This window comes from Streptomyces sp. TRM49041, from assembly GCF_008271805.1.
Classification (GTDB): Bacteria; Actinomycetota; Actinomycetes; order Streptomycetales; family Streptomycetaceae; genus Streptomyces.
This window is the reverse complement of the sequence record NZ_VSRY01000158.1, coordinates 1-21,473: the sequence shown is the minus strand read 5'-3', so window position 1 is coordinate 21,473 and position 21,473 is coordinate 1. Positions and strand designations below refer to the sequence as shown.

Here is a 21,473-nt window from a genome sequence, read left to right as displayed (position 1 = left end):
TCCAGGTCGGGCACACGGGGGGCGCGGAGTCCTCATTCGGAGATCGCCCGCTGTACGAGTGCCTCGATGTCGAGTTCATCGATTTCGTCGAGTTCGTCGAGCTCGGCGTCCGGCAGGCCGACGGCCTCGTCCTCCGCCTGCTCCGGCTCGGGGAACAGCAGTTCCCTCACCCGCTCCGCCAGCGCGGCGGGCGTCGGGTAGTTGTAGATCACCGTTGCCGGGACATGGACTCCGGTGTCCTTCTTGACCTGGTTGCGGAACTCGACGCCGCTGAGTGAGTCGAAACCGATCTCCTGGAAGGTCATGTCGGCGTCGATGTCTTCGGCGGACGGGTAGCCCAGCACCACGGCGGCGGTCTCCAGCAGCAGGGCCACCAGTACCTCGCGCTGCTCCTCCGGCGGGAGCGCGGCCAGCCTGCGCGCCATGGCGGACTCGCCGCTCTCCTCCGCGGCGGCGGGCCCGGAGAACGCGGGCGCTGAGGGCGCGGGCGTGGAGGCGGGCCGGACCAGGGTGCGCAGCAGCGCCGGCACGGTGTCCTGCCGCAGGGCGCCCCGGTCGACCTGTACGGGGAGCTGGAGCCGCTCGTCCGCGGCCAGGGCGGCGTCGAACAGGGCGGCGCCCTTCTCCGCCGCCAGCGGGGCCATGCCGTGACGCCGGAAGCGCGCCAGGTCGGCTTCGCCGAGCGTGCTCGCCATGCCGATCTCCCACGGGCCCCAGGCCAGGGCGTGCGCGGGCAGCCCCGCTTCGGCGCGGTGTTCGGCCAGGGCGTTGAGGAATGCGTTGGCGGCCGCGTAGTTCGCCTGGCCGGCGTTGCCCACGACGCCCACGACGGAGGAGAACAGGACGAACGCCGACAGCTCCATGTCCTTGGTGAGCTCGTGCAGATGCCACGCGGCGTCGGCCTTGGGCGCGAACACCCGGTCGATCCGCTCCGGCGTGAGCAGCTCCACGGTGGTGTCGTCGAGTACGCCCGCCATGTGCATGACCGCGGTGAGCGGTGCTTCCCGCGGGATCCGCGCGAGCTGCTCCGCCAGTGCCCGGGCGTCGGATACGTCGCAGGCGGCCTGGGTGACGTGGGCGCCGAGCCCGGTCAGTTCCTCGGCGAGCCGGGCGGCGCCGGAGCGGCTGAGGAGCAGCAGGTTGCGCACACCGTGCTCGACGACCAGGTGCCGGGCGAGCAGGGCGCCGAGGCCACCGGTCGCGCCGGTGAGCAGAACCGTTCCGTCCGGATTCCAGGCGGGCCGCTCGGCGGCCGGGGCGGGCACCGGGACCAGCCGCGGTGCGTAGGCCGTGCCCTGGCGGACGGCGAGCTGCGGCACGCTCACGTCCAGGGTCTCCAGCGCGCGCAGCGACTGCTCGCTGCCGTCCGTGTCCACGAGGACGAACTGGTCGGCGTGTTCGGCCTGCGCGGAGCACACCAGGCCCCACACCGGTGCGAGGGCGGGATCGGGCGTCTCGCCGGGGAGGGCCGCCACGGCGTTCCTCGTCACGATGACCAGCGGGCGGTCGTGGTGCTCGCCCAGTCGCCGCTGCACCAGTTCGAGCGCCTTGTGGGCACCGGCCCGGGCGGACGCGGGAGCGTCGCCCCGCCCGTCCGCCTCGACGTGCACGATGTCGGCCGGCCGGGCCGGCTGCTGCGGGTCCGACTGTGCCGGCGACCAGCGCACGGCGAACAGCGAGTCGGCCAGGGAGGCCCTCGCCACCTGGTCCGCCGAGGCGGGCATCAGGGCGAGGGAGCCGACGGTCAGCACGGGCGTGCCGTCGGAGGCGGTGACCGACAGCGACACCTCGGTGTCGCTGATGCGGGCCGCGCGGACCCGCAGCCGGCCCGCGCCGCGTGCGTGGCAGGTGACGTGGGACCAGGAGTAGGGCAGCACCGCCCTTGCCGGGTCGTCCGACGCCATCAGGGACAGGACGGGGTGCAGAGCGGCGTCGAAGAGGGCCGGGTGCACGGCGAACCCGTCCCCGGCGTGCGGTACATCGTCGGGCAGCTGGACCTCGCCGTGGACCTCGTCGCCGAGCCGCCACAGCGAGCGCAGCCCCCGGAAGGCGGGGCCGTAGCCGTAGCCCCGGCCGGTGAGGTCCGGGTAGAAGCCGGACAGGTCCACCGGCTCGGCGTCCTGCGGCGGCCACACGTCCACGCCGGCAGCCTCAGCGGGGGCGTGGGCATGGGCGTGGGCGTGGGCGTGCGGAACGACGTGTCCTGCGGCGTGCAGGGTCCAGGTGCCGGACCCGCCGCCGGAGGCGGGCCGGGAGTGGACGCCGACGGGGCGCCTGCCCGACGGCTCCGCCTCGCCGACGACCACCTGCACCTGCGCGGCACTGCCGGTGAAGGTCAGCGGCGCGTGGAGGGTCAGCTCCTCGACGGCGGCGCAGCCGGTGTCCTCGGCGGCGCGCAGCGCCATCTCCACCACGGCCGCGCCGGGGAAGACGGTGGTGCCGAAGATGGTGTGGTCCTCCAGCCAGGGCCGGCCGGCGAGGTCGATCCTCCCGCTGAACACCACCTGGTCGCCGACGGCGAGTTCGGTGGCGGCGGCCAGGAAGGGGTGCCCGACCGGTTCCAGTCCGGCGCTCGTGACGTCACCGTGCGGCTCGGCCGGCGGCGCCCAGTAGCGCTGGCGGTCGAAGGCGTAGGTGGGCAGGTCGACGGGCCGGCCGGCGACGCCGACGGCGTCGAGGTAGGCACTCCAGTCGACCGGGACGCCGGCGACGTGCAGACGGGCCAGCGCCTCGGCCGCCGAGCGCCGCTCGGAACGGCCCTTGCGGGCGAGGGGGACCGCCGTCAGGTCCGTAACGGTGTCGGTGTCGGTGAGGATGTCGGAGGTCATGGCGGACAGGACGCCGTCCGGCCCGACCTCGACCAGCACCTCGGCCCCGGCCTTGACGGCGGCGGCTGCCCCGTCGGCGAAGCGCACGGCGTCGCGCACATGGCGCACCCAGTACCCGGGCTGCTCCAGCTCGCCCGGTCCGGCGACGGCGCCGGTCACGTTGGACACGACCGCGATGCGCGCGGGCGCGTAGGCGACCGACTCGGCGACGCGCCGGAAGTCGTCGAGCATGGGGTCCATCAGCGGCGAGTGGAAGGCGTGCGAGACGCGCAGCCGCGTCGTCTTCCGTCCTTGGGCGGCCAGGGCGGCGGCGACCTCGGTGACGACGTCCTCCACGCCGGAGATGACGACGGCGGCGGGGCCGTTGACGGCGGCGACGGAGACGCTCCGCTCGTGGCCGGCCAGGGCGGCCCTGACATCGTCCTCGCTCGCCTGTACGGCCACCATGGCCCCGCCGCGCGGCAGCGCCCCCATGAGGCGTCCGCGCGCGGCGACCAGACGGGCCGCGTCGGCAAGGGAGAACACCCCGGCGACGTGCGCGGCGGCCAGTTCGCCGATGGAGTGCCCGACGAGCACCGCGGGCTCGACGCCGAGGGACACGAGGAGCCGGTAGGCGGCCACTTCGAAGGCGAACAGCGCGGGCTGCGTCATCGCGGTCCCGTCGAGCAGCCCGGCCGCCTCGGAGCCGGGTTCGGCCGAGACGACGTCGTCGATGCGGTGTTCCAGCAGCGGGTCGAGTGCGTCGCAGACCTCGCGCCATGCGTCGGCGAACGCCGGGAAGGCCTCGATCAGTTCCCGGCTCATGCCCAGGCGCTGGCTGCCCTGCCCGGAGAACAGGACGCCGACGCCGGGCGGCGCCGAGGCGTGGCCCGTGACGACACCGGAGTCGCGCCGCCCCTGGGCCAGGGCGTCCAGTCCGGCGAGCAGTTCCTCCCGGTCCGACCCGATGATCACGGCGCGGTGGTCGAAGGACGCGCGCCGGGTGGCCAGGGACACGGCGACATCGGCCGGGTGCGCGGCGGTGCCGGCGGCGAGTGCGGCGCCGAGCTTGCGCGCCTGGCCGGCCAGTGCCCTGGCGCTGTGCGCCGACACAGTCCAGACCGTCTCGCCGCGGGGCGGCTCGGCCGCCGGTACGGCCGACGGGCCGCTCGGCGGTGCGGCTGACTCGACGCGGTCGCCCTGCTCGATGATCACGTGGGCGTTGGTGCCGCTGATGCCGAACGAGGAGACGCCGGCGCGCCGGGGTCGGTCCGCCTCCTCCCAGTCGCGCTGCTCGGCCAGCAGCCGCACTGCGCCCGATGACCAGTCGACGCGGCTCGACGGCTGCTCCGCGTGCAGGGTCCGGGGCAGCACCCCCTCGCGCATCGCCATGATCATCTTGATGACGCCGGCGACGCCCGCGGCGGCCTGGGTGTGTCCGATGTTGGACTTCAGCGACCCCAGCCACAGCGGTTCCTCGCGGTCCCGGCCGTAGACGGACAGCAGCGACTGCGCCTCGATCGGGTCGCCCAGGCTGGTGCCGGTGCCGTGCGCCTCCACCGCGTCGACCTCGGCCGGGGACAGGCCGGCCGAAGCGAGGGCCTGGCGGATCACCCGTTCCTGGGAGGGTCCGTTGGGCGCGGTGAGGCCGTTGCTGGCGCCGTCCTGGTTGACCGCACTGCCGCGCAGGACGGCCAGGACGCGGTGGCCGTTGCGGCGCGCGTCGGACAGCCGCTCCAGCACCAGCACGCCGACGCCCTCGGACCAGCCGGTGCCGTCGGCGGCCTCGGAGAACGCCTTGCAGCGGCCGTCGGCGGCCAGCCCGCCCTGCCGGGCGAACTCGACGAACATGCCCGGCGTGGACATCACGGTGACGCCGCCCGCCAGGGCGAGGGAGCAGTCACCGGACCGCAGCGACTGGGCTGCCAGGTGTACGGCGACCAGGGAGGAGGAGCAGGCGGTGTCGACGGTGACGGCCGGTCCCTCCAGCCCGAGGGAGTAGGCGATCCGGCCGGACACCACGCTTCCGGAGCCGCCCGTCAGGGCGTGGCCCGCGAGGTTGCCGGAGACGTCCTGCAGGCGCGGCAGGTAGTCCTGGGCCATGGCTCCCATGAACACCGCGGTGTCGCTGCGGCGCAGCCGGGCCGAGTCCTGGCCGGCGTTCTCCAGCGCCTCCCAGACGGCCTCCAGGGCGAGGCGCTGCTGCGGGTCCATGGCGAGGGCCTCGCGCGGGCTGATCCGGAAGAAGCCCGCGTCGAAGTCCGCCGCGCCGTCCAGGAAGCCTCCGGCGGGGACGAAGTCCGCGTCGGCGTCGACCTGCCAGCCGCGGTCCCCGGGGAAGCCGGTGATCGCGTCGGCTCCGTCGGCGACGAGCCGCCACAGGTCCTCGGGGGTGGTGACGCCGCCGGGCAGCCGGCAGCTCATGCCGACGATCGCGATCGGCTCGTCGCCGGTGGCGGGGACGCCGACGACGTCCGCACCGGTGTGCTCCCCGTCCGGTCCCCCGGTGAACCGCTCGCGCAGGTGGCGCACCACGGCGGCGGGGGTCGGGTGGTCGTAGACGAGCGAGGCGGGCGTCTCCAGACCGGTCGCGGCGTTGAGCCGGTCGCGCAGTTGCACCGCGGTCACGGAGTCGAAGCCGAGCTCCTTGAAGGTGTCGTCCGCCCCGATCCTCGTGGTGTCGGCGTGCCCGAGCAGCACCGCCGCCTCTCCGCGCACCAGCGTCCACAGGTCCTGCTCGGACATCCCGCCGGAGGCGGGTGCGGCGTCGGGTGCGGCGTCGGGTGACGCGGCGGCGACGCCGGCGGTGGACGCCGGCCGCGCGACGGGCGCGGCGGCGGTGGTCCCGTCGATCCAGTAGGTCTCGCGCTGGAAGGCGTAGGTCGGCAGCGGTACGCGCCGGGCGCCGGTGAAGCAGCTCCCCCAGTCCAGGTCGACGCCCCGGCTGTGGAGTTCGGCCATGGACAGCAGCAGGCGGTGCGTCTCGTCCTCGTTGCGCCGCAGTGTGGGCTGCACGACGGCGGAGCCGACCGTGCCCGCGATGTGCATCGTCAGCACCGGGTGCGGGCTGACCTCGACGAACACGCCGTAGCCGTCGGCGGCCAGCGCCTCCACGGTGGCGGCGAAGCGCACCGGCTCGCGCAGGTTCCGGTACCAGTACTCGGCGTCCAGGGCGGAGGGGTCGACCCGCCCGGCGACGACGGTGGAGTAGAACGCGACCCCGGTGTCGGTGGTCGCGGCGTCCGCCACACCGGCGAGCACCTCGTCCCGGATGGACTCCACGTGGTCGCAGTGGGAGGCGTAGTCGACGGGGACGATCCGGGCGCGGATGTCCCTGTCCTGGCAGTCGGCGACGGCCGCACGGACGGCGTCGGGGTCGCCGGAGATCACCACGGTCCCGGGCGAGTTGACCGCCCCGATCGAGACGCGGGACTGGTCGACCTGGTCGGCGGGCAGGTCCAGGACGGCCATCAGGCCGCGCCCGGAGAGCTTTTCGGTGATGACCCGGGCGCGGGCGACGATCAGCCGCACACCGTCGGCCAGGGAGAGGATGCCCGCAGCGGTCGCGGCGGCGATCTCGCCCTGGGAGTGGCCGATGACCGCGTCCGGCTCCAGGCCCGTCGAGCGCCACACCTCGGCCAGGGAGACCATGACCGCGAACAGCGCGGGCTGTACGACGTCCATGCGTGTGAGGGCGGCCTCGTCGCCGAGCACCTCCCGCAGCGACCAGCCCGCGTACTCCTGGAGCAGGGTCTGGCACTCGTCCATGCGGGCGGCGAACACCTCGTTCGTCTCCCACAGACCCTGGGCCATGCCGACCCAGTGCGCGCCCTGACCGGAGAAGACCCAGACGACGCGGCCGCCCTCGGCGGCGGTGCCGGTGACGGCCCGCGCGGACGGCCTGCCCTCGGCCAGCGCGGTCAGGCCGTCGAGCAGTTCGTCGCGGTCGGCGGCGAGCACAACGCCCCGGTTCTTCAGCGGGGACCTGGTGGTCGCGGTGGACCAGCCGACGTCCGCGGGGCGCAGCGTGGCGTCGTCGCGCACCCAGTCGTGCAGCCGCCGGGCCTGGGCTCGCAGCGCCTGGGGGGTGCGGGCGGAGACCATCACCGGGACGGACGCGCGGCGGGCGGCCGCCCCGGCACCGGGCTGCCGCGGTCCGGGCTGCGTTTCCTCGGGGAGTTCGGAGGAGGGACCGGGTTCCGGGGCGGGCCGCGGCTCGGGGGCGGGCCGCGGCTCGGGGGTGCCGACGACGAGGTGGCAGTTGGTGCCGCCGATGCCGAAGGAGCTGACGCCGGCCAGCCGGGGGCCGTCGGGCCACGGCGCGGCGGTGGCGTTGACCCGCAGCTTCCACTGCTCCAGCGGGATGTCCGGGTTCGGGGTCTCGTAGTGGAGGCTCGCCGGCAGCACCCCGTGGCGTACCGACAGGGCGGCCTTGATCAGTCCGAGGACGCCCGCGGCCGCGTCGAGATGGCCGATGTTGGTCTTCACGGATCCGACGAGCAGCGGCTGCGCGGCGTCACGGCCTTCGCCGAAGACCTCGGCCAGGGCGCTCGCCTCGACCGGGTCGCCCGCCCGGGTACCGGTGCCGTGCAGCTCGACGTACCGCACTTGTGCGGGGGCCACCCCGGCGTCGCGGCACGCCGCCCGCAGCAGCGCGCTCTGCGCCTCGGCGCTGGGTACGGTCAGCGCGCCGGGGCCGTCGTGGTTGACGGCGCCGCCGAGCAGCACGCAGTACACGTCGTCGCCGTCGGCGACCGCGTCGGCCAGGCGCTTGAGCACCACCACGCCGGCGCCCTCGCCGCGGACGAAGCCGTTGGCGCGGGCGTCGAAGGTGTGGCTGCGGCAGTCGGGCGACAGGGCCCCGGCGCGGGCGAAGGCGATCGTGCTCTCCGGCACCAGGTTCAGGTGGACGCCGCCGGCCAGTGCCAGGCGTGCGGCTCCCGAGCGCAGGCTCTCGCAGGCCATGTGGACCGCGACGAGGGAGGAGGACTGCGCGGTGTCCACGGTCAGGCTCGGCCCGTGCAGGCCCAGTTGGTGCGAGACCCGGTTGGCGATCAGGCCCCTGCTCAGCCCGGCGACGGAGTGGTGGGACAGCGCGTCCGCGCCGTGCCGGTGCACCAGGGAGGCGTAGTCGTCGCCGGTGGCGCCCAGGAACACGGCGGTGGCGCTGCCGCGCAGGCTCTCCGGTGCGAGGGAGGCGTCCTCCACTGCCTGCCAGCTCAGTTCGAGCACCATGCGCTGACGCGGGTCCATCACCGCGGCCTCGCGCGGGGAGATGCCGAAGAAACCCGCGTCGAAGTCGCGGACGTGGTCGACGAAGCCGCCCCTGGGGTGGCGCGCCAGCTCGGGGATGTCCGTGGGCCACCGGTCGGCGGGTGCGTCCGAGATCGCGTCCCCGCTCTCCCTCAGCAGCCTCCAGAAGGCACGCACGTCCTCGGCGCCCGGGACCCGGCACGACATTCCGATGACAGCGACGGCATTCTGACCCACCCCGGTGAACCCTTGCCCGCACTCATTGACGCCCATAGAGCTCCAGCCCTTTCTACCCCTTTGGCTGCACGATCCGTGAACGGCCCCCGCAGATACACTTCGGCGCCGCCGAATCCGGTGGAATCAGGGCCGGCGCACACCCGTCACCCGACGTACCACCGCCGCCGGCGGCTCATCCGTCACGCCGACCGGGAACGCCCGCAGCCCGCGCGGGGGTCGCGCGGGCTGCGGGGGGCGCGGCGTTCAGCCGCTGGGGCGGCGCTCCGGGAGCGCCGGGCGCCGGAGGGCGGACCGTGGCGCGTCGGGGCCGCACCGGCCGGTCTCCGGCCGGGATCAGCCGGCCGACGTCAGCCGACCGGGATCAGCCGGCCGGGATCAGCCGGCCGGCCGCTTCCGCCAGGAGCGGCCGATCGCCTTGACCAGGGACGGCGTCACGAAAACGCGCCGGAAAGGAAGGATGAAGGGCATGTACACCTTGCCCAGCGTGCCCTTCTTCTTGACCAGTACGGCCATCTGGGCGTGGTACCTGCCGTTCCCGTCGTCCACCCAGCCGATGTGCATCGCCGCGTGGACGGTCTTGTTGACGACCTCGGTGACCCATTCCTCGGAACTCTGGTAGACCGACGTCAGCGGCACCACCTTCAGGTCCGGGCCGCGCGGGCCGTCGCGCAGGTCGTCCGGCAGCCGGTCCCGCAGCGACGGGTTGCGCGGGCCGAGGCCGTGCTTCTTCTCGTCCCACTTGAGGAGGGCTCCGAGCCGCCAGCGGATCGCGAACAGCAGCTTGTACATCGGCGACGGCTTGAAGTCGGCCCCGTCGCTGTCGAACTGCCGGACCAGGCGCGCCAGATCGTCGGGGCCCCCCGGGGTGTCCAGGTCCCAGACGTCCTCGATCTCGAAGTCCTTGATGAACTCGTGGACCCGCCAGGGCCGCTCGGTGAACGCGGTGTTCGGGAGCCTCATGCAAACCTCCATTTTCCGTGGAACGGACGCGCGGAACACGCGCGTCGGAAGTGCCCGCCAGTACATGCGTCGCGATCGGACGTACGTCCCACCAGGGCACCCCGGTTCCCGGCCGGGTGAACCGGCCACGCGCGGCGGAACCAACCTACCCGGGGGCCCTCCGCCGCCAGGACGGTGCCCTGGTTCCCCGCGGCCGGCGCCCGGGCGCCGCGGACGTGCCTCATCCCGCGGCCGGTCCGGTCTTCACCTTGCGCGGACGGAACACCATGCGGGCCCCGTTCTTGGGGATGTTGACGACAGTGCGGCTGTGCGCGTACTCCGGCTTCGCGTCGGCGCGCTCGACGTCGCAGGTGGTCAGGATCTCGGTCAGCGTCGCCTTTATCTCCACGAACGCGACGCGGTCGCCGAGGCACCGGGTGTGGCCGCCGCCGAAGGGGATCCAGGTGTGCGAGGCGGGCTTGATGCCGAGGAAGCGCTCGGGGCGGAACTCGTCGGGCCGCGGGTAGTTGTGCTCGTCCCGGTTGAGCAGGTAGGCGCTCGCCCACAGGCGGTCGCCGGGCTCGTACCGCACACCGCCGATCTCGACCTGCTTGACCACCTCGCGGGGGACGATCTGCTGGATCGGCGGGCCGAGCCGCAGCACCTCGTGCACCACCGCCGTCAGGTACTCGTCGCCCGCCCCTTCCTCGATCTCCGCGCGCAGGCGCCGGACGACCTCGGGGTGCTGGGTGAGGAACTCCAGCGCCCAGCAGATGGCCGCGGCGGTGGTCTCGGTGCCCGCCAGGAACTGCGTCATGATCTCGTCGCGCATCTCGATACGGCTGGGCTTGGAGCCGTCCTCGTCGGTGATGCCCAGCATCACGCCCAGCAGGTCGTCACCGGCCGCGCCGGAGCGCACGCGCTCCTCGATGGCCGCGTCCACCATCCGGTAGACCCGCTCACGGCGGGTGAGGAACTCGTTGACGCCGTTGGGCCGGAGCAGGCGCAGCAGCTTCACCCTCCAGGCCGGCATCCGGTGGAACATCGTCATCGACGCGGGGCGGGAGTTGAAGTCGAGCATCTTCATCACCTCCTCGAACATCGCGTCCTCGCACGACGGGCGGTGCTCACCGAAGAGCACCTCCATGATCACCTTGGTGGTGTAGCGGTGCGCGAAGGGGTGGACCGACACGACCTGGTCGCGCGGCCAGGACGCGACGGTCTCCTTGGCCAGCTGGGCGACCGCCTGCTCGATGCGCTTCAGCGCGCCGCCCCGGAAGCTCGGCATGACGCTGCGCCGCCGCGCGGTGTGCGCGTCCTCGTCCAGCCAGGCCAGGCCGTTCTGGCCGGTCCACTTCTCGATGGGGCCGTTGCTGGAACCGGTGTGCAGGACGTCCCGGGGCGCGAGGAACATGCTCTTCACGTCCTCCGGTGCCGAGATCACGTGGATACGGATACCGGGGATGATCTGCACGCGGAACCGGCTGCCGTACTTGGCGCGGCAGCTCTTGAGGAAGGGCTCCGGGCGGGCCCAGATGCTCAGCACCTGCCGCAGCCGCGCCATTTCCACCATGGGCAGCGAGGAGGACGGCACGACCGTCCGGGCGGCGGGGGCGGAGTGGTCGACCGGGCACGTGCCGCCGGACGCGGCGGCCGCCTCATGAGCGTTGCTGGAGTGGTCCATGTTTCTTGCTTCCTTATCTCGTTGCCGCTTGGGTCATGCGCTCTTGCTTGTCGTCCCCGCCCGAACCGGCAGGTGCGGGCCGTCTCACCGGGCCTACCGCGAACAGGGCGAGGCCGCTGACGAGGCTGCCGCCGGCCATGACCAGGAACGCGGCGCGGAAGGAGGACAGGTCGGGGGTGCCGGCGAGGACGGCCGCGACCACGGCGACGCCGATGGCCATGCCGATCTGGCGGGACATGGACGCCATGCCGGTGCCGGTGGCGACACGCTCCGGCGGCAGGGACAGCGTCGACGCAGCGGCCAGGGCGGGCAGGATGAGGCCGAAGCCGATGCCGCCGATGATCGAGCCGGGCAGGAAGCGGCCGGTGAAGTCCGGGGTGCCGTCCAGCACGCAGGCCCACCAGATGCCGCCCGCCGCGAAAGCGGTGGCACCGGCCAGGCCGACCAGGTGCACCCCGTAGCGCACGGCGAGGATGCCGCTGGGCACGGCGAACACGGTGGCCGCCACCGGGCCCGGCGCGATCTCCAGGGCGCCGCGCAAGGTGGAGTGGCCCCAGACCTGGGTCAGGAACAGGATCGTCGACATGGCCATCGCGCCGACGCCCATGAAGAAGAAGCCGGTGGCGACGTTCCCCAGGGCCACGTTCCTGACCGCGAGGATGGCGGGTTCGATCACCGGCGCGGGGTGCCGCAGGGCACGGCGCACGGTGTGGACGAGGCCGACCGCGCCGGCCGCCGACAGGGCGATGACCTGGGCACTGCCCCACCCCCAGGTCTGCCCCTGGGCGATCGTCGCGACGACCGCGGCGACGGACGCGGCGAGCACCGCGCTGCCGAGCAGGTCCGGGACCGGACCGTCCTCGGTGGCGGACCTGCGCAGCGACCAGGCGCCGATCAGCAGCGCCACTGCCCCGAGAGGCAGGTTGACGACGAAGACCCAGCGCCAGTCGATCTCCGCCAGCAGTCCGCCCAGTGGTAGTGCCGCGGCCGAGCCGACCCCGCCGACCGCGGTCCACAGCCCGATGGCGATCCCGCGCCGCTCCGGGGCGAACAGCCCGAGCAGCAGTCCCAGGGAGCTGGGTGCCATAAGGGCGGCGCCGACGCCTTGGAGGGCGCGGAAGGCCACGAGCACCTCCAGGGACGGCGCCGCCGCGCATACGGCCGACACTGCGGTGAACAGGCCGAGGCCCAGCAGGAAGACCCGCTTGCGCCCGGACCGGTCCGCCCAGCGGCCGCTGGGCAGCAGCAGCGCGGCGAAGGTGATCGCGTAGGCGCTCATCACCCAGGACAGGTCGGTGAGGCCGGCCGTGGGGAAGGACTCCCGCATGCTCGGGAAGGCGATGTTGACGATCAGCATGTCCACCGCGGAGATGAACACCCCGATGAGGATGACCGTGATGGACAGTCCCCGTCGAAGCCCGTCGCTGCTCATGCCTCGATCCACCCTTCGATCGCGTCCGCGGTGGCCGCGGACGCGGCCTCGATCAGGGCGAAGTGGTCGGCGGCGACCTCGACGTGGTCGTCGGTCGCCTCCCACCGCGGGCCGTTCGGCAGCGCTGTGCCGCCGAGCGGCTCGGCCGCCCGGATCATGAGAGTCCTGGTGGAGATCGGCTCCGGCCGCAGGCCGGCGAACAGGCGCAGGTACGCACCCATGGAGAGCCAGCTCGCGTCGTCGACCGAGACCGGCCGCCGCTCGTGCGTGAGGATCCCCGCCAGCATGGCGGCGAAAGCACGGCCCGCCGCGTCGCCTTCCCCTTCGCCGTCACCGTCGCCGTCACCGTCGCCGTCGCCGTCGCCGTCGCCGTCGAGTGCCAGCGTGTCGATCATGACGAGTCCGGCGAGCGGGGCTCCGGAGGACTCGAGGCGCTCGGCCAGCGACCGCGCCACGACACCACCCATGGAGTAGCCGGCGAGGACGAACGGGGCGTCCCCGACGGCCGTACGGATCGCGCCCTCCAGGGCCTCCACCGCGACCTCGGCGGACTGCGGGGAGAGCTCGGTCCCGAATCCCGGCAGCGAGCACACGAGGACGTCCCGCACCCCCTCGAAGTGGTCGGCCAGGCGCATGAACTGCTCCTGACCGGAGCCGACCACGTATACGTAGGACGGCACGCAGACGATCTTCACCCGGCCCGGTCCGGAGGCCAGCCGCGCCAGGCGCCCGGCGCCGTCGGGCAGTTCGGCGGCCGACGAGAAGACCGGCCTGGCGCCTGCGGAGTCCACGAGCTGCCGCAGCGCCTCCGGCATGGCGCCGCTCCCGGCGGCATGCCGGAGCCGCGCGCCGATCGTGTCCGGGGCATGCTCGGGCGCGGCGGTGTCCGGCGCCCCCGAACCGGCCCTCTTGAGCAGCTGCCGGGCGATCTCCGCCGGGGTGGGGTGCTCGAAGACGAACGAGACGGGCAGGCGCAGGCCGGTGACCTGCGAGAGCCGGTTGCGCAGCCCGACCGCGCTCATCGAGTCCATGCCCAGTTCCTTGAGCTTGCGGTCCACATCGATCAGCTCGTCGGCGGTGTGGCCGAGTACGGCCGCGACATGCGTCGTGACCAGGTCCAGTACGACCCGCTCGCGGTCCGCGTCCGGGACGCCCGTCAGCCGCTGCGCCAGCGACCCGCCGCCCGGCTCCCGCGCGGCGGGCAGGCGGACCAGGCCGCGCAGCAGCGCCGGCAGGGTCCGCTCGCGGGCCTGCGACCGCAGCTCCACCAGGTCCAGCTGCACCGGCGCCAGCAGCGCGGTGTCCACGGCGAGGGCCTGGTCGAACAGCTCCAGTCCGCGCTCGACGGGCAGTTCGGCGGTCCCGGGAGCGGCGACGGCGCCCGTCCACGGGCCCCACGCCAGCGTGGTCCCCGCGAGTCCGGCGGCGCGGCGCCGCCGCACCAGCGCGTCGACGGCCGCGTCGGCCGCCGGGTCCTGCGCCCCGCCGCCCCCGAGAGAGGCGAAGGAGGAGAACACCACGAAGGCGCTCAGGCCGGCCCGTTCGGTCCGAGCGTGCAGCCCCCAGGCCAGCTCCAGCCCCGCGGGGCCGCCCGCGGCGTGGACCACCGCGGTCAGCGGCCGCTCAAGGGACTCGATCACGGCGTCCAGCCGGTCGGGGGCGGGCGCCTCGACGCGCGTACGGGCGCCGAGTTCCGTCAGCTCCGCGACCAGCGCGTCCGCGGCGGCGCCGGGCTCGTCGAGCAGCAGCAGGTCCCGTACGCCGTGGTGGGCGGCCAGGTGCTTGGCCAGCGACGCGCCGGCGGGGGTCGTGCCACCGGTGATCAGCACGGTGCCGTCGCAGACCGCCGGCGCCGGCCGATCGGCGGAGCCGACCGGGACCAGGGCCAGCCGCGGTGCCAGGAACCGCCCGGCGCGCACCGCGAGTTGCGGCTCGTCGGCAGCGATCAGCGCGCCCCACTCCGGGCTCGCGGCCGCGTCCATGTCCATGTCCATGTCCACGTCCACGACGAGGAACCGGCCGGGGTGTGCGGACTGCGCGGCCCGCAGTACGCCCCACACCGCGGCCCGCGCCGGGTCGGGGACCTCCTCGTCCCGGACCGCGACCGCGTGGCGGGTCGCCACGATCAGTACGGCGTCACCGGACGGCGCGTGGTCCAGCCAGCGCCGCACCAGGTCCGAGGCGTCGCCGGCGGCGTCGCGCACGGCGTCGGGTCCGTCCCCCGCGGGGGTGCCGATCACCGTGAGCACGGCCTGCGGGGCCGCCGCGCCCCCGTCGACGGCCGCGGCGAGCGCGGCCAGGTCGGCGTACCGGTCCGCCGCTCCCGCGGGAGCGTCACCCAGCGCGGCGAGCCGCACCGGCGTGGCGGGACCGACCTCGACGGGCGTCCAGTCCACGCGGTACAGCGAGCTCTGGCCGCGGCGCAGTTCCTCCAGGTGGCCGGGATCGACGTCGTGGAAAGCTATGCGGTCCACGCCGAGCACGAGCGAGCCGTCCTCGCCGTAGACGGCCAGCCGCAGGGTGTCGCCGTCGGAGGTGACGTGGGCGCGGCCCCGGGCGGCGCCGGTCGCGGCCAGCCGCACCCCGGACCAGGAGACCGGCAGCTTCGGTGTGCCCTGGTCGGCGAAGCCCAACTGCCCGATGTGCAGGGCGGACTCGAACAAGGCGGGGTGGATGCCGAAGTCCGCGGCGCCGATGTCCTCGGGCAGCGCGAGCTCGGCGTACAGCTCACCGTTGGAGCGCCATGCCGCCCGTACGCCGTGCAGGGCGGGGCCGCAGTCGAGGCCGAGGCCGGCCAGCGCGGCGTACAGCCCGTCCACCGCCACCGGTTCGGCGCCGGCGGGCGGCCATGCGCCCGCCCGGCCGACGGCGGGCTCGGTGTCCGGTGCGAGCCAGCCCGTGCAGTGGCGGGTCGACTCGGCGTGCTGGTCGCCGTCGGGGCGGGAGTGGACCGTCACCGGGCGGCGGCCGTCCTCCCCGGGCGCGCCCACGATCGCCTGGATCTGCAGCGCCGCGCCGTCGGCCGGCAGCAGCGGCGCCTCGAACATCATCTCGTCGAGCAGCGGCGTCCCGACACTGCGGCCCGCGGCCAGCGCCAGCTCGACCAGCGTCGTGCTGGGCGCGACGGGCAGGCCGAAGGCGGCGTGGTCGCGGAGCCAGGGCTGGGTCTCGTGGGACAGACGGCCGGTGAGGACCCACTCGTCGCGGTCGGCGAGCCGCATGCCCGCCGTCAGGACCGGGTGCTCGACGCGGCCGAGGCCGGAGGCGGCCGGGTCTCCGCCGGTGGCCGGGCTCGCGCTCGGCCAGTACCGCCTGCGCTGGAAGGCGTAGGTGGGCAGCGGGACCTGCCGGGCGCCGGAGTCGGCGAAGCAGGCGGCCCAGTCGACCTTCACCCCGGCGGTGTGCGCCTCGGCGAGGGAGAGCAGGAACCGCTTCATGCCGCCCTGCCGGCGGCGCAGTGAGCCGACCACGCCGACCCGGGTGGCGCCGGTCGTGGCGACGGTCTCCTCCGTCGCCACGCCCAGCACCGGGTGCGGGGACATCTCCAGGAAGCAGCCCGCGCCGTCATCGACGAGCGCGCGGACGGCGGGCTCGAAGCCGACGGGGTTGCGCAGGTTGGCGTACCAGTACTCGGCGTCCATGGCCGCGGTGTCGATGAACGCGCCGAGCGCCGTGGAGTACAGCGGGACGTTGCCGCTGCGCGGCTCGACCGGGGCGAACGCCTCCAGCATCTCGGTGCGGGCCACCTCGACGTGCGGCGAGTGCGAGGCGAAGGTGGCCGGGATCCGCTTGGCCCGGATCTCCTCGCGGTCGCAGTGCTCCACGAGTGCGTCGACCGAGTCCAGGTCACCGGCGACGATCACGGCCGCCGGGCCGTTCACGGCCGCGACGGAGACACGGTCACCGTACGGGGCGATCAACTTCTCGACCTGGTCGACCGGCAGGGCGAGCGAGGCCAGGCAGCTGGCGCCCATGAGCCGGTCGCGGGCGATCCGGCTGCGCACGGCGATGATGCGGGCCGCGTCGCGCAGCGACAATCCGCCCGCCACGTAGGCGGCGGCGACCTCGCCCTGCGAGTGGCCGACCACGGCGGACGGCTCGACGCCGTAGGAGCGCCACAGCGCCGCCAGGCCGGCCATCACCGCGAACAGCGCGGGCTGCACCACGTCGACGCGCTGAAGCGACGGCGCGTCGGGGGCGCCGCGCAGGACGTCCTCCAGGCGCCAGTCCACGAACTCGGCGAGTGCCGCGCCGCACGTGGCGATCTCGGCGGCGAACACCGGGGAGGTGTCGAGCAGTTCCACCGCCATGCCCTCCCACTGCGCTCCCTGTCCGGGGAACACGAACACCGGCTTGGCGGTGGTGGAGGGGCGGCCGGAGGCCGTCTGCTCGGTCACGTCGCCGACCGCGAAGGCGGACAGCTCGCCGACCAGTTCGGCACGGTCGGCGGCCACGAGCACCGCGTGGTGCTCCAGCCGTGCCCGCGTGGTCAGCTGGGAGTACCCGACGTCGAGCACGGACAGACCGGGGTTCTCCAGCAGGTGCCGCCGCAGGCGCTCGGCCTGACCGCGTACGGCCGCTTCGGTGCGCGCGGAGAGCAGCACGGGGGTCGCGGGAACCGGCGCCACGGCCTCGGAGCCGGCGGCCGGGGTGTCGGCACTCGTGTCTACGGTCGGGGTGTCGGCTCCCGTGCCGACGGCCGGGGTGCCGACGGCCGGGGTGTCTGCGGCCGGGGTGTCTGCGGCCCGGGTGTCTGCGGGTGCCTCCTCGACGATGATGTGCGCGTTGGTGCCGCTCACGCCGAACGACGACACGCCCGCGCGGCGGGGACGTCCGGGGGTGGTCCACTCCCGGGCCTCGGTCAGCAGCTCGACCTCACCGGCCTGCCAGTCGATGTGCGGGGACGGCTCGTCGACGTGCAGGGTCTTCGGCAGCGTCCCGTGCCGCATCGCCATCACCATCTTGATCACACCGGCGACGCCGGCGGCGCCGGAGGTGTGGCCGATGTTCGACTTGACGGATCCCAGCCACAGCGGGGCGTCCTCGCGCTCGCGGCCGTACGTCGCCAGCAGCGCCTGCGCCTCGATCGGGTCGCCGAGAACGGTGCCCGTGCCGTGGCCCTCGACCGCGTCCACCTCGGCCGGGGACAGCCCGGCGTCGGCCAGCGCCTGCCGGATGACCCGCTCCTGCGCGGGGCCGCTCGGCGCGGTCAGACCGTTGCTCGCGCCGTCCTGGTTGATCGCGGTACCGCGGACCAGGCCCAGGATGTGCCGCCCGTTGCGCCGGGCGTCGGACAGCCGCTCCAGCACCACCAGGCCCAGGCCGTCGGAGAATCCCGTGCCGTCGGCGGACGCCGCGTAGGCGCGGCAGCGGCCGTCCGGGGAGTTCGCGCCCTGGCGGCTGAACTCGGTCATCGTGATGGGCGTCGTCATGAACGTCACGCCGCCCGCCAGCGCGAGCGAGCACTCGCCGTTGCGCAGCGCCTGCGCCGCCATGTGCAGCGCGACCCCGGAGGAGGAGCAGGCCGTCTCCACCGAGACGGCGGGGCCTTCCAGGCCGAGGGTGTAGGCGATGCGGCCGGAGGCGACACTGGACATGGTGCCGGTGACGCGGTAGCCCTCGTACTCGCTGGGCACGAGGATGCCGTAGTCGGAGCCGGTGATGCCGACGAAGACACCGGTGTCCGTGCCGCGCAGGGAGGTCGGGTCGATCCCGGCGTGCTCCAGGGTCTCCCAGGACGTTTCCAGCAGCAGGCGCTGCTGGGGGTCCATGGCCATGGCCTCGCGCGGGCTGATGCCGAAGAACTCGGCGTCGAAGTCGCCCATGCCGGTGAGGAAACCGCCGCCGCGCGCGTAGGTGGTGCCCGTCCGCTCGCGGTCCGGGCTGTAGAGCCGTTCGAGGTCCCAGCCGCGGTCGGTGGGCATGGGGCCGATCACGTCGCGGCCCTGGGCAACGAGCTGCCACAGGTCTTCCGCGGAGGTGACGCCCCCGGGGTAGCGGCAGCCGATGCCGACGATCGCCAGCGGCTCGTCCACCGTGCCCCGCCGCTTCCGCGCGGCCGGGAGGGCGGCGTCCGCCGTGCCGTCGGCCTGCGACAGCAGCAGCCGCGCGACGGCCACCGGCGTGGGGTGGTCGAACACGAGGGTGGCGGGCAGCGGCACACCGGTGCTCTGTGAGAGCCGGTTGCGCAGTTCGACCGCGCTGACGGAGTCGAAGCCGAGCTCCTTGAAGGCGCGTTCGCCGTCCACCTCGTCGGCGGAGGAGTGGCCGAGCACGGACGCGGCCTGCGCCCGCACCAGTTCGAGCACCACGCCCTCGCGCTCGGCTTCCGGCACGTCGGCCAGGCGCCGTGCCAGGGTGCCGCCGGACGCTGCGCGCCGGGTGGGCACCCGTACGAGTCCGCGCAGCACGGCGGGCAGCAGTCCGGCCCGGGCCTGCTCCCGCAGGACGGCCGGGTCCAGCTCGACCGGGGCCAGCAGCGGCTCGTCCGCGGCGAGGCCGCGGTCGAACAGGTCGAGTCCGAGGTCGGTCGGCAGCGGAAGGATGCCGGCCTGTGCGACGAGGGCCAGGTCGGCCTCGCCGAGCCCGGCGGCGGCCCGGCCGTCGGCCCAGAAGCCCCAGGCGAGCGCGGTACCGCGCAGACCGGCCGCGCGGCGGGTGTGCGCGAGGGCCGCCAGGGCCGCGTCCGCCGCGGAGGTGGCCGCCTGGCCCGGGATGCCGGCCAGGCCCTCGAAGGCGGAACACAGGACGAACGCGGAGAGGTCCGCGTCCGCGGTCAGCTCGTGCAGGTGCCACGCCGCGTCGACCGAGTCCCGCAGCACCGTCTCCAGCCGCTCGTCGGAGAGGCTCTCGATCAGCCCCGCGTCGGCCAGGCCGGTGCCGGGCACGCCCGCGGCGTGCACCACCGCGGTCAGCGGGTGCTCCAGGGAGCCCAGCAGCGCGGCGAGTTGGTCCCGATTCGCGACGTCGCACGGCGCGACGCGCACCTGGGCCCCGAGGGACTCCAGGAGGGCGGTGTCGGCGTACGACCTCAGCTCGTCGGCCTCGTCCGCGGGTACGGCCAGCACCAGGTGCCGGGCGCCGTGGCGCGTGACGAGGCGCTCGGCGAACCGGGCTCCGAAGCCGCCGGTGACCAGCACGGTGCCGTCGGGGTCCCCGAGCGCGGGCCCGTCGGCCGGCCCGCCGGCCGCCCGGACCAGCCGGGGCGCGAGGGCCTTGCCGCCGCGGACGGCGAGCTGCGGCTCGTCCAGGCCGAGCAGCGCACCCCACTGCTGCTCCCCGTCGGCGTCCACGAGCAGGAAGCGCCCGGGGTGCTCGGACTGCGCGGCGCGTACGACGCCCCACACCGCGGCCTGCGCGGCGTCGGGGGATTCGTCCCCGGCCGTCACCGCCCCGCGTGTGACCACGACCAGCGTGGTCCCGCCCAGCGGCCCGCCGGACGGCCACTGCCGTACGAGTGCGAGGGCCCGCGCGGCGGCGTCCCGCACCGCCGACGGCGTCTGCCCGCCGGGGGTGTCGATCCGGGCCAGGACCGCCCGCGGTACGGGCGCGCCCTCGGCGACGGCGCGTTCGAGCGCGGCCATGTCGGGGTGGCGGTCGGCCACATCGGCGACCTCGCCCAGCGCGGCCAGCCGCACGGGCCCGGACGCCCCGGCCGTGACGGGTGTCCAGTCCAGGCGGTACAGCGCGTTCTGCCCGCGGCGCAGCCCGCCCGGCCGGGCCACGTCGGCGGCCCGTACGGCGATCCGGTCGACGTGCGCCACGGGGGCGCCCTCGGCGTCGAAGACGTCGAGCCGCAGGACGCCTTCGGCGACCGCGGCGATACGGGTCCGCGCCTGGGACACCTTGTCGCCCGTGAGCCGCACGCCCGACCAGGCCGCCGCGGACGGCGCCCCATCCGCGGCGGGCCGGTGGGCGGTGTGCAGCGCCGACTCCAGCAGGGCCGGATGGATCGCGTAGCCGCCGGGCTCGGTGCCGTCGGGCAGGGCCAGCTCGGCATACACCTCACCGCCGAGGGTCCACGCCGACTGCGCGCACTGCAGCAGCGGGCCGCAGTCGAGGCCGCGTTCGGCGAGGGCGGCGTACACCGCGTCGACCGACACCGGTTCGGCACCGGCGGGCGGCCACTCGCCCAGTCGGGCGGACAGGCGCTCGGCGCCGGGGGCGATCCGGCCGTGCGCGTGGCGCACGGCCTCGGTGGACTGCTCATCGCCCGTGTCCGGGCGCGAGAAGACCGACACCTCGCGGCGGCCGTCGGCGTCGGCCGCGCCGAGCGTGACCTGGACCCGTACGGTCGTGTCGTCGCCCAGGACCAGCGGGGCGTCGAGGTTCAGCTCCTCGACGAGGTCGCAGCCCACGTGGCCGGCCGCGGACAGGACCAGTTCCGCCAGCGCCGCGCCGGGGAGGACGGCCGTGCCGAACAGCGCGTGGTCGCGGGTCCAGGGCTGCCCCTGGTGGGAGACCCGGCCGGTGAAGACCCATTCGTCGCGGTCGCCGACCTGGACGGCGGCGGCCAGGACGGGGTGCTCGACACGGCCGAGGCCGACCGCGGAGGCATCGGCGAGACCGGTGGCGTCCAGCCAGTAGCGCTTGTGCTGGAAGGCGTAGGTGGGCAGGGCGACCTGCCGGGCGCCGGAGTCGGCGAAGCAGGCGGCCCAGTCGACCTTCACCCCGGCGGTGTGCGCCTCGCCGAGGGAGAGCAGGAAGCGGGGAAGTCCGCCCTCGTCGCGGCGCAGGGAGCCGACCACACCGATCCGGTTGCCCGTGCCGTGGGCGGCGACGGTCTCCTCCACGGCCATGGCGAGCACAGGGTGGGGAGACATCTCCAGGAAGCACCCGGTGCCGTTGTCGACGAGCGCGCGGATGGCGGGTTCGAACCCGACCTGTCCGCGCAGGTTGCGGTACCAGTATCCGGCGTCCATCGTCGCGGTGTCGATGAACCCGCCGGTCACCGTGGAGTAGAACGGCACCCGGCCGCCCGACGGCCGCACCGGAGCCAGAACCTCCAGCAGATCCCCCCGGATGGCCTCGACGTGCGCCGAGTGCGACGCGTAGTCCACATTGACCCGCCGCGCCCGCACCCCGTCCCGTTCGCACACGGCCAGAATCTCGTCCAGCGCGC

Annotated in this window: 5 protein-coding genes; all 5 read right to left on the bottom strand. The window is 74.6% G+C overall.

Annotated features, from left to right (window positions below):
* Positions 1–32 precede the first annotated feature (32 nt).
* Entirely contained in the window at positions 33–8,297 is an 8,265-nt protein-coding gene (locus FVS66_RS25825; protein ID WP_262387213.1) for a type I polyketide synthase, read from the bottom strand.
* 375 nt (positions 8,298–8,672) lie between these two features.
* Positions 8,673–9,257 (bottom strand): DUF2867 domain-containing protein, encoded by a 585-nt coding sequence (locus tag FVS66_RS25820; RefSeq protein ID WP_149183624.1) that lies wholly within the window; start codon positions 9,255–9,257, stop codon positions 8,673–8,675.
* A gap of 220 nt (positions 9,258–9,477) precedes the next feature.
* Positions 9,478–10,920: a cytochrome P450 gene (locus FVS66_RS25815; RefSeq protein ID WP_149183623.1), complete on the bottom strand. Its 1,443-nt coding sequence runs from the start codon at positions 10,918–10,920 to the stop codon at positions 9,478–9,480.
* A gap of 13 nt (positions 10,921–10,933) precedes the next feature.
* Positions 10,934–12,352, bottom strand: a complete 1,419-nt coding sequence (locus tag FVS66_RS25810; RefSeq protein ID WP_149183622.1) for an MFS transporter — start codon at positions 12,350–12,352, stop codon at positions 10,934–10,936.
* A complete protein-coding gene (locus tag FVS66_RS25805) occupies positions 12,349–21,468 on the bottom strand; it encodes an acyltransferase domain-containing protein (RefSeq protein WP_399226360.1) in 9,120 nt (3,039 codons plus the stop codon). Before FVS66_RS25805 ends, FVS66_RS25810 begins: the two co-directional genes overlap by 4 nt.
* Positions 21,469–21,473 lie beyond the last annotated feature (5 nt).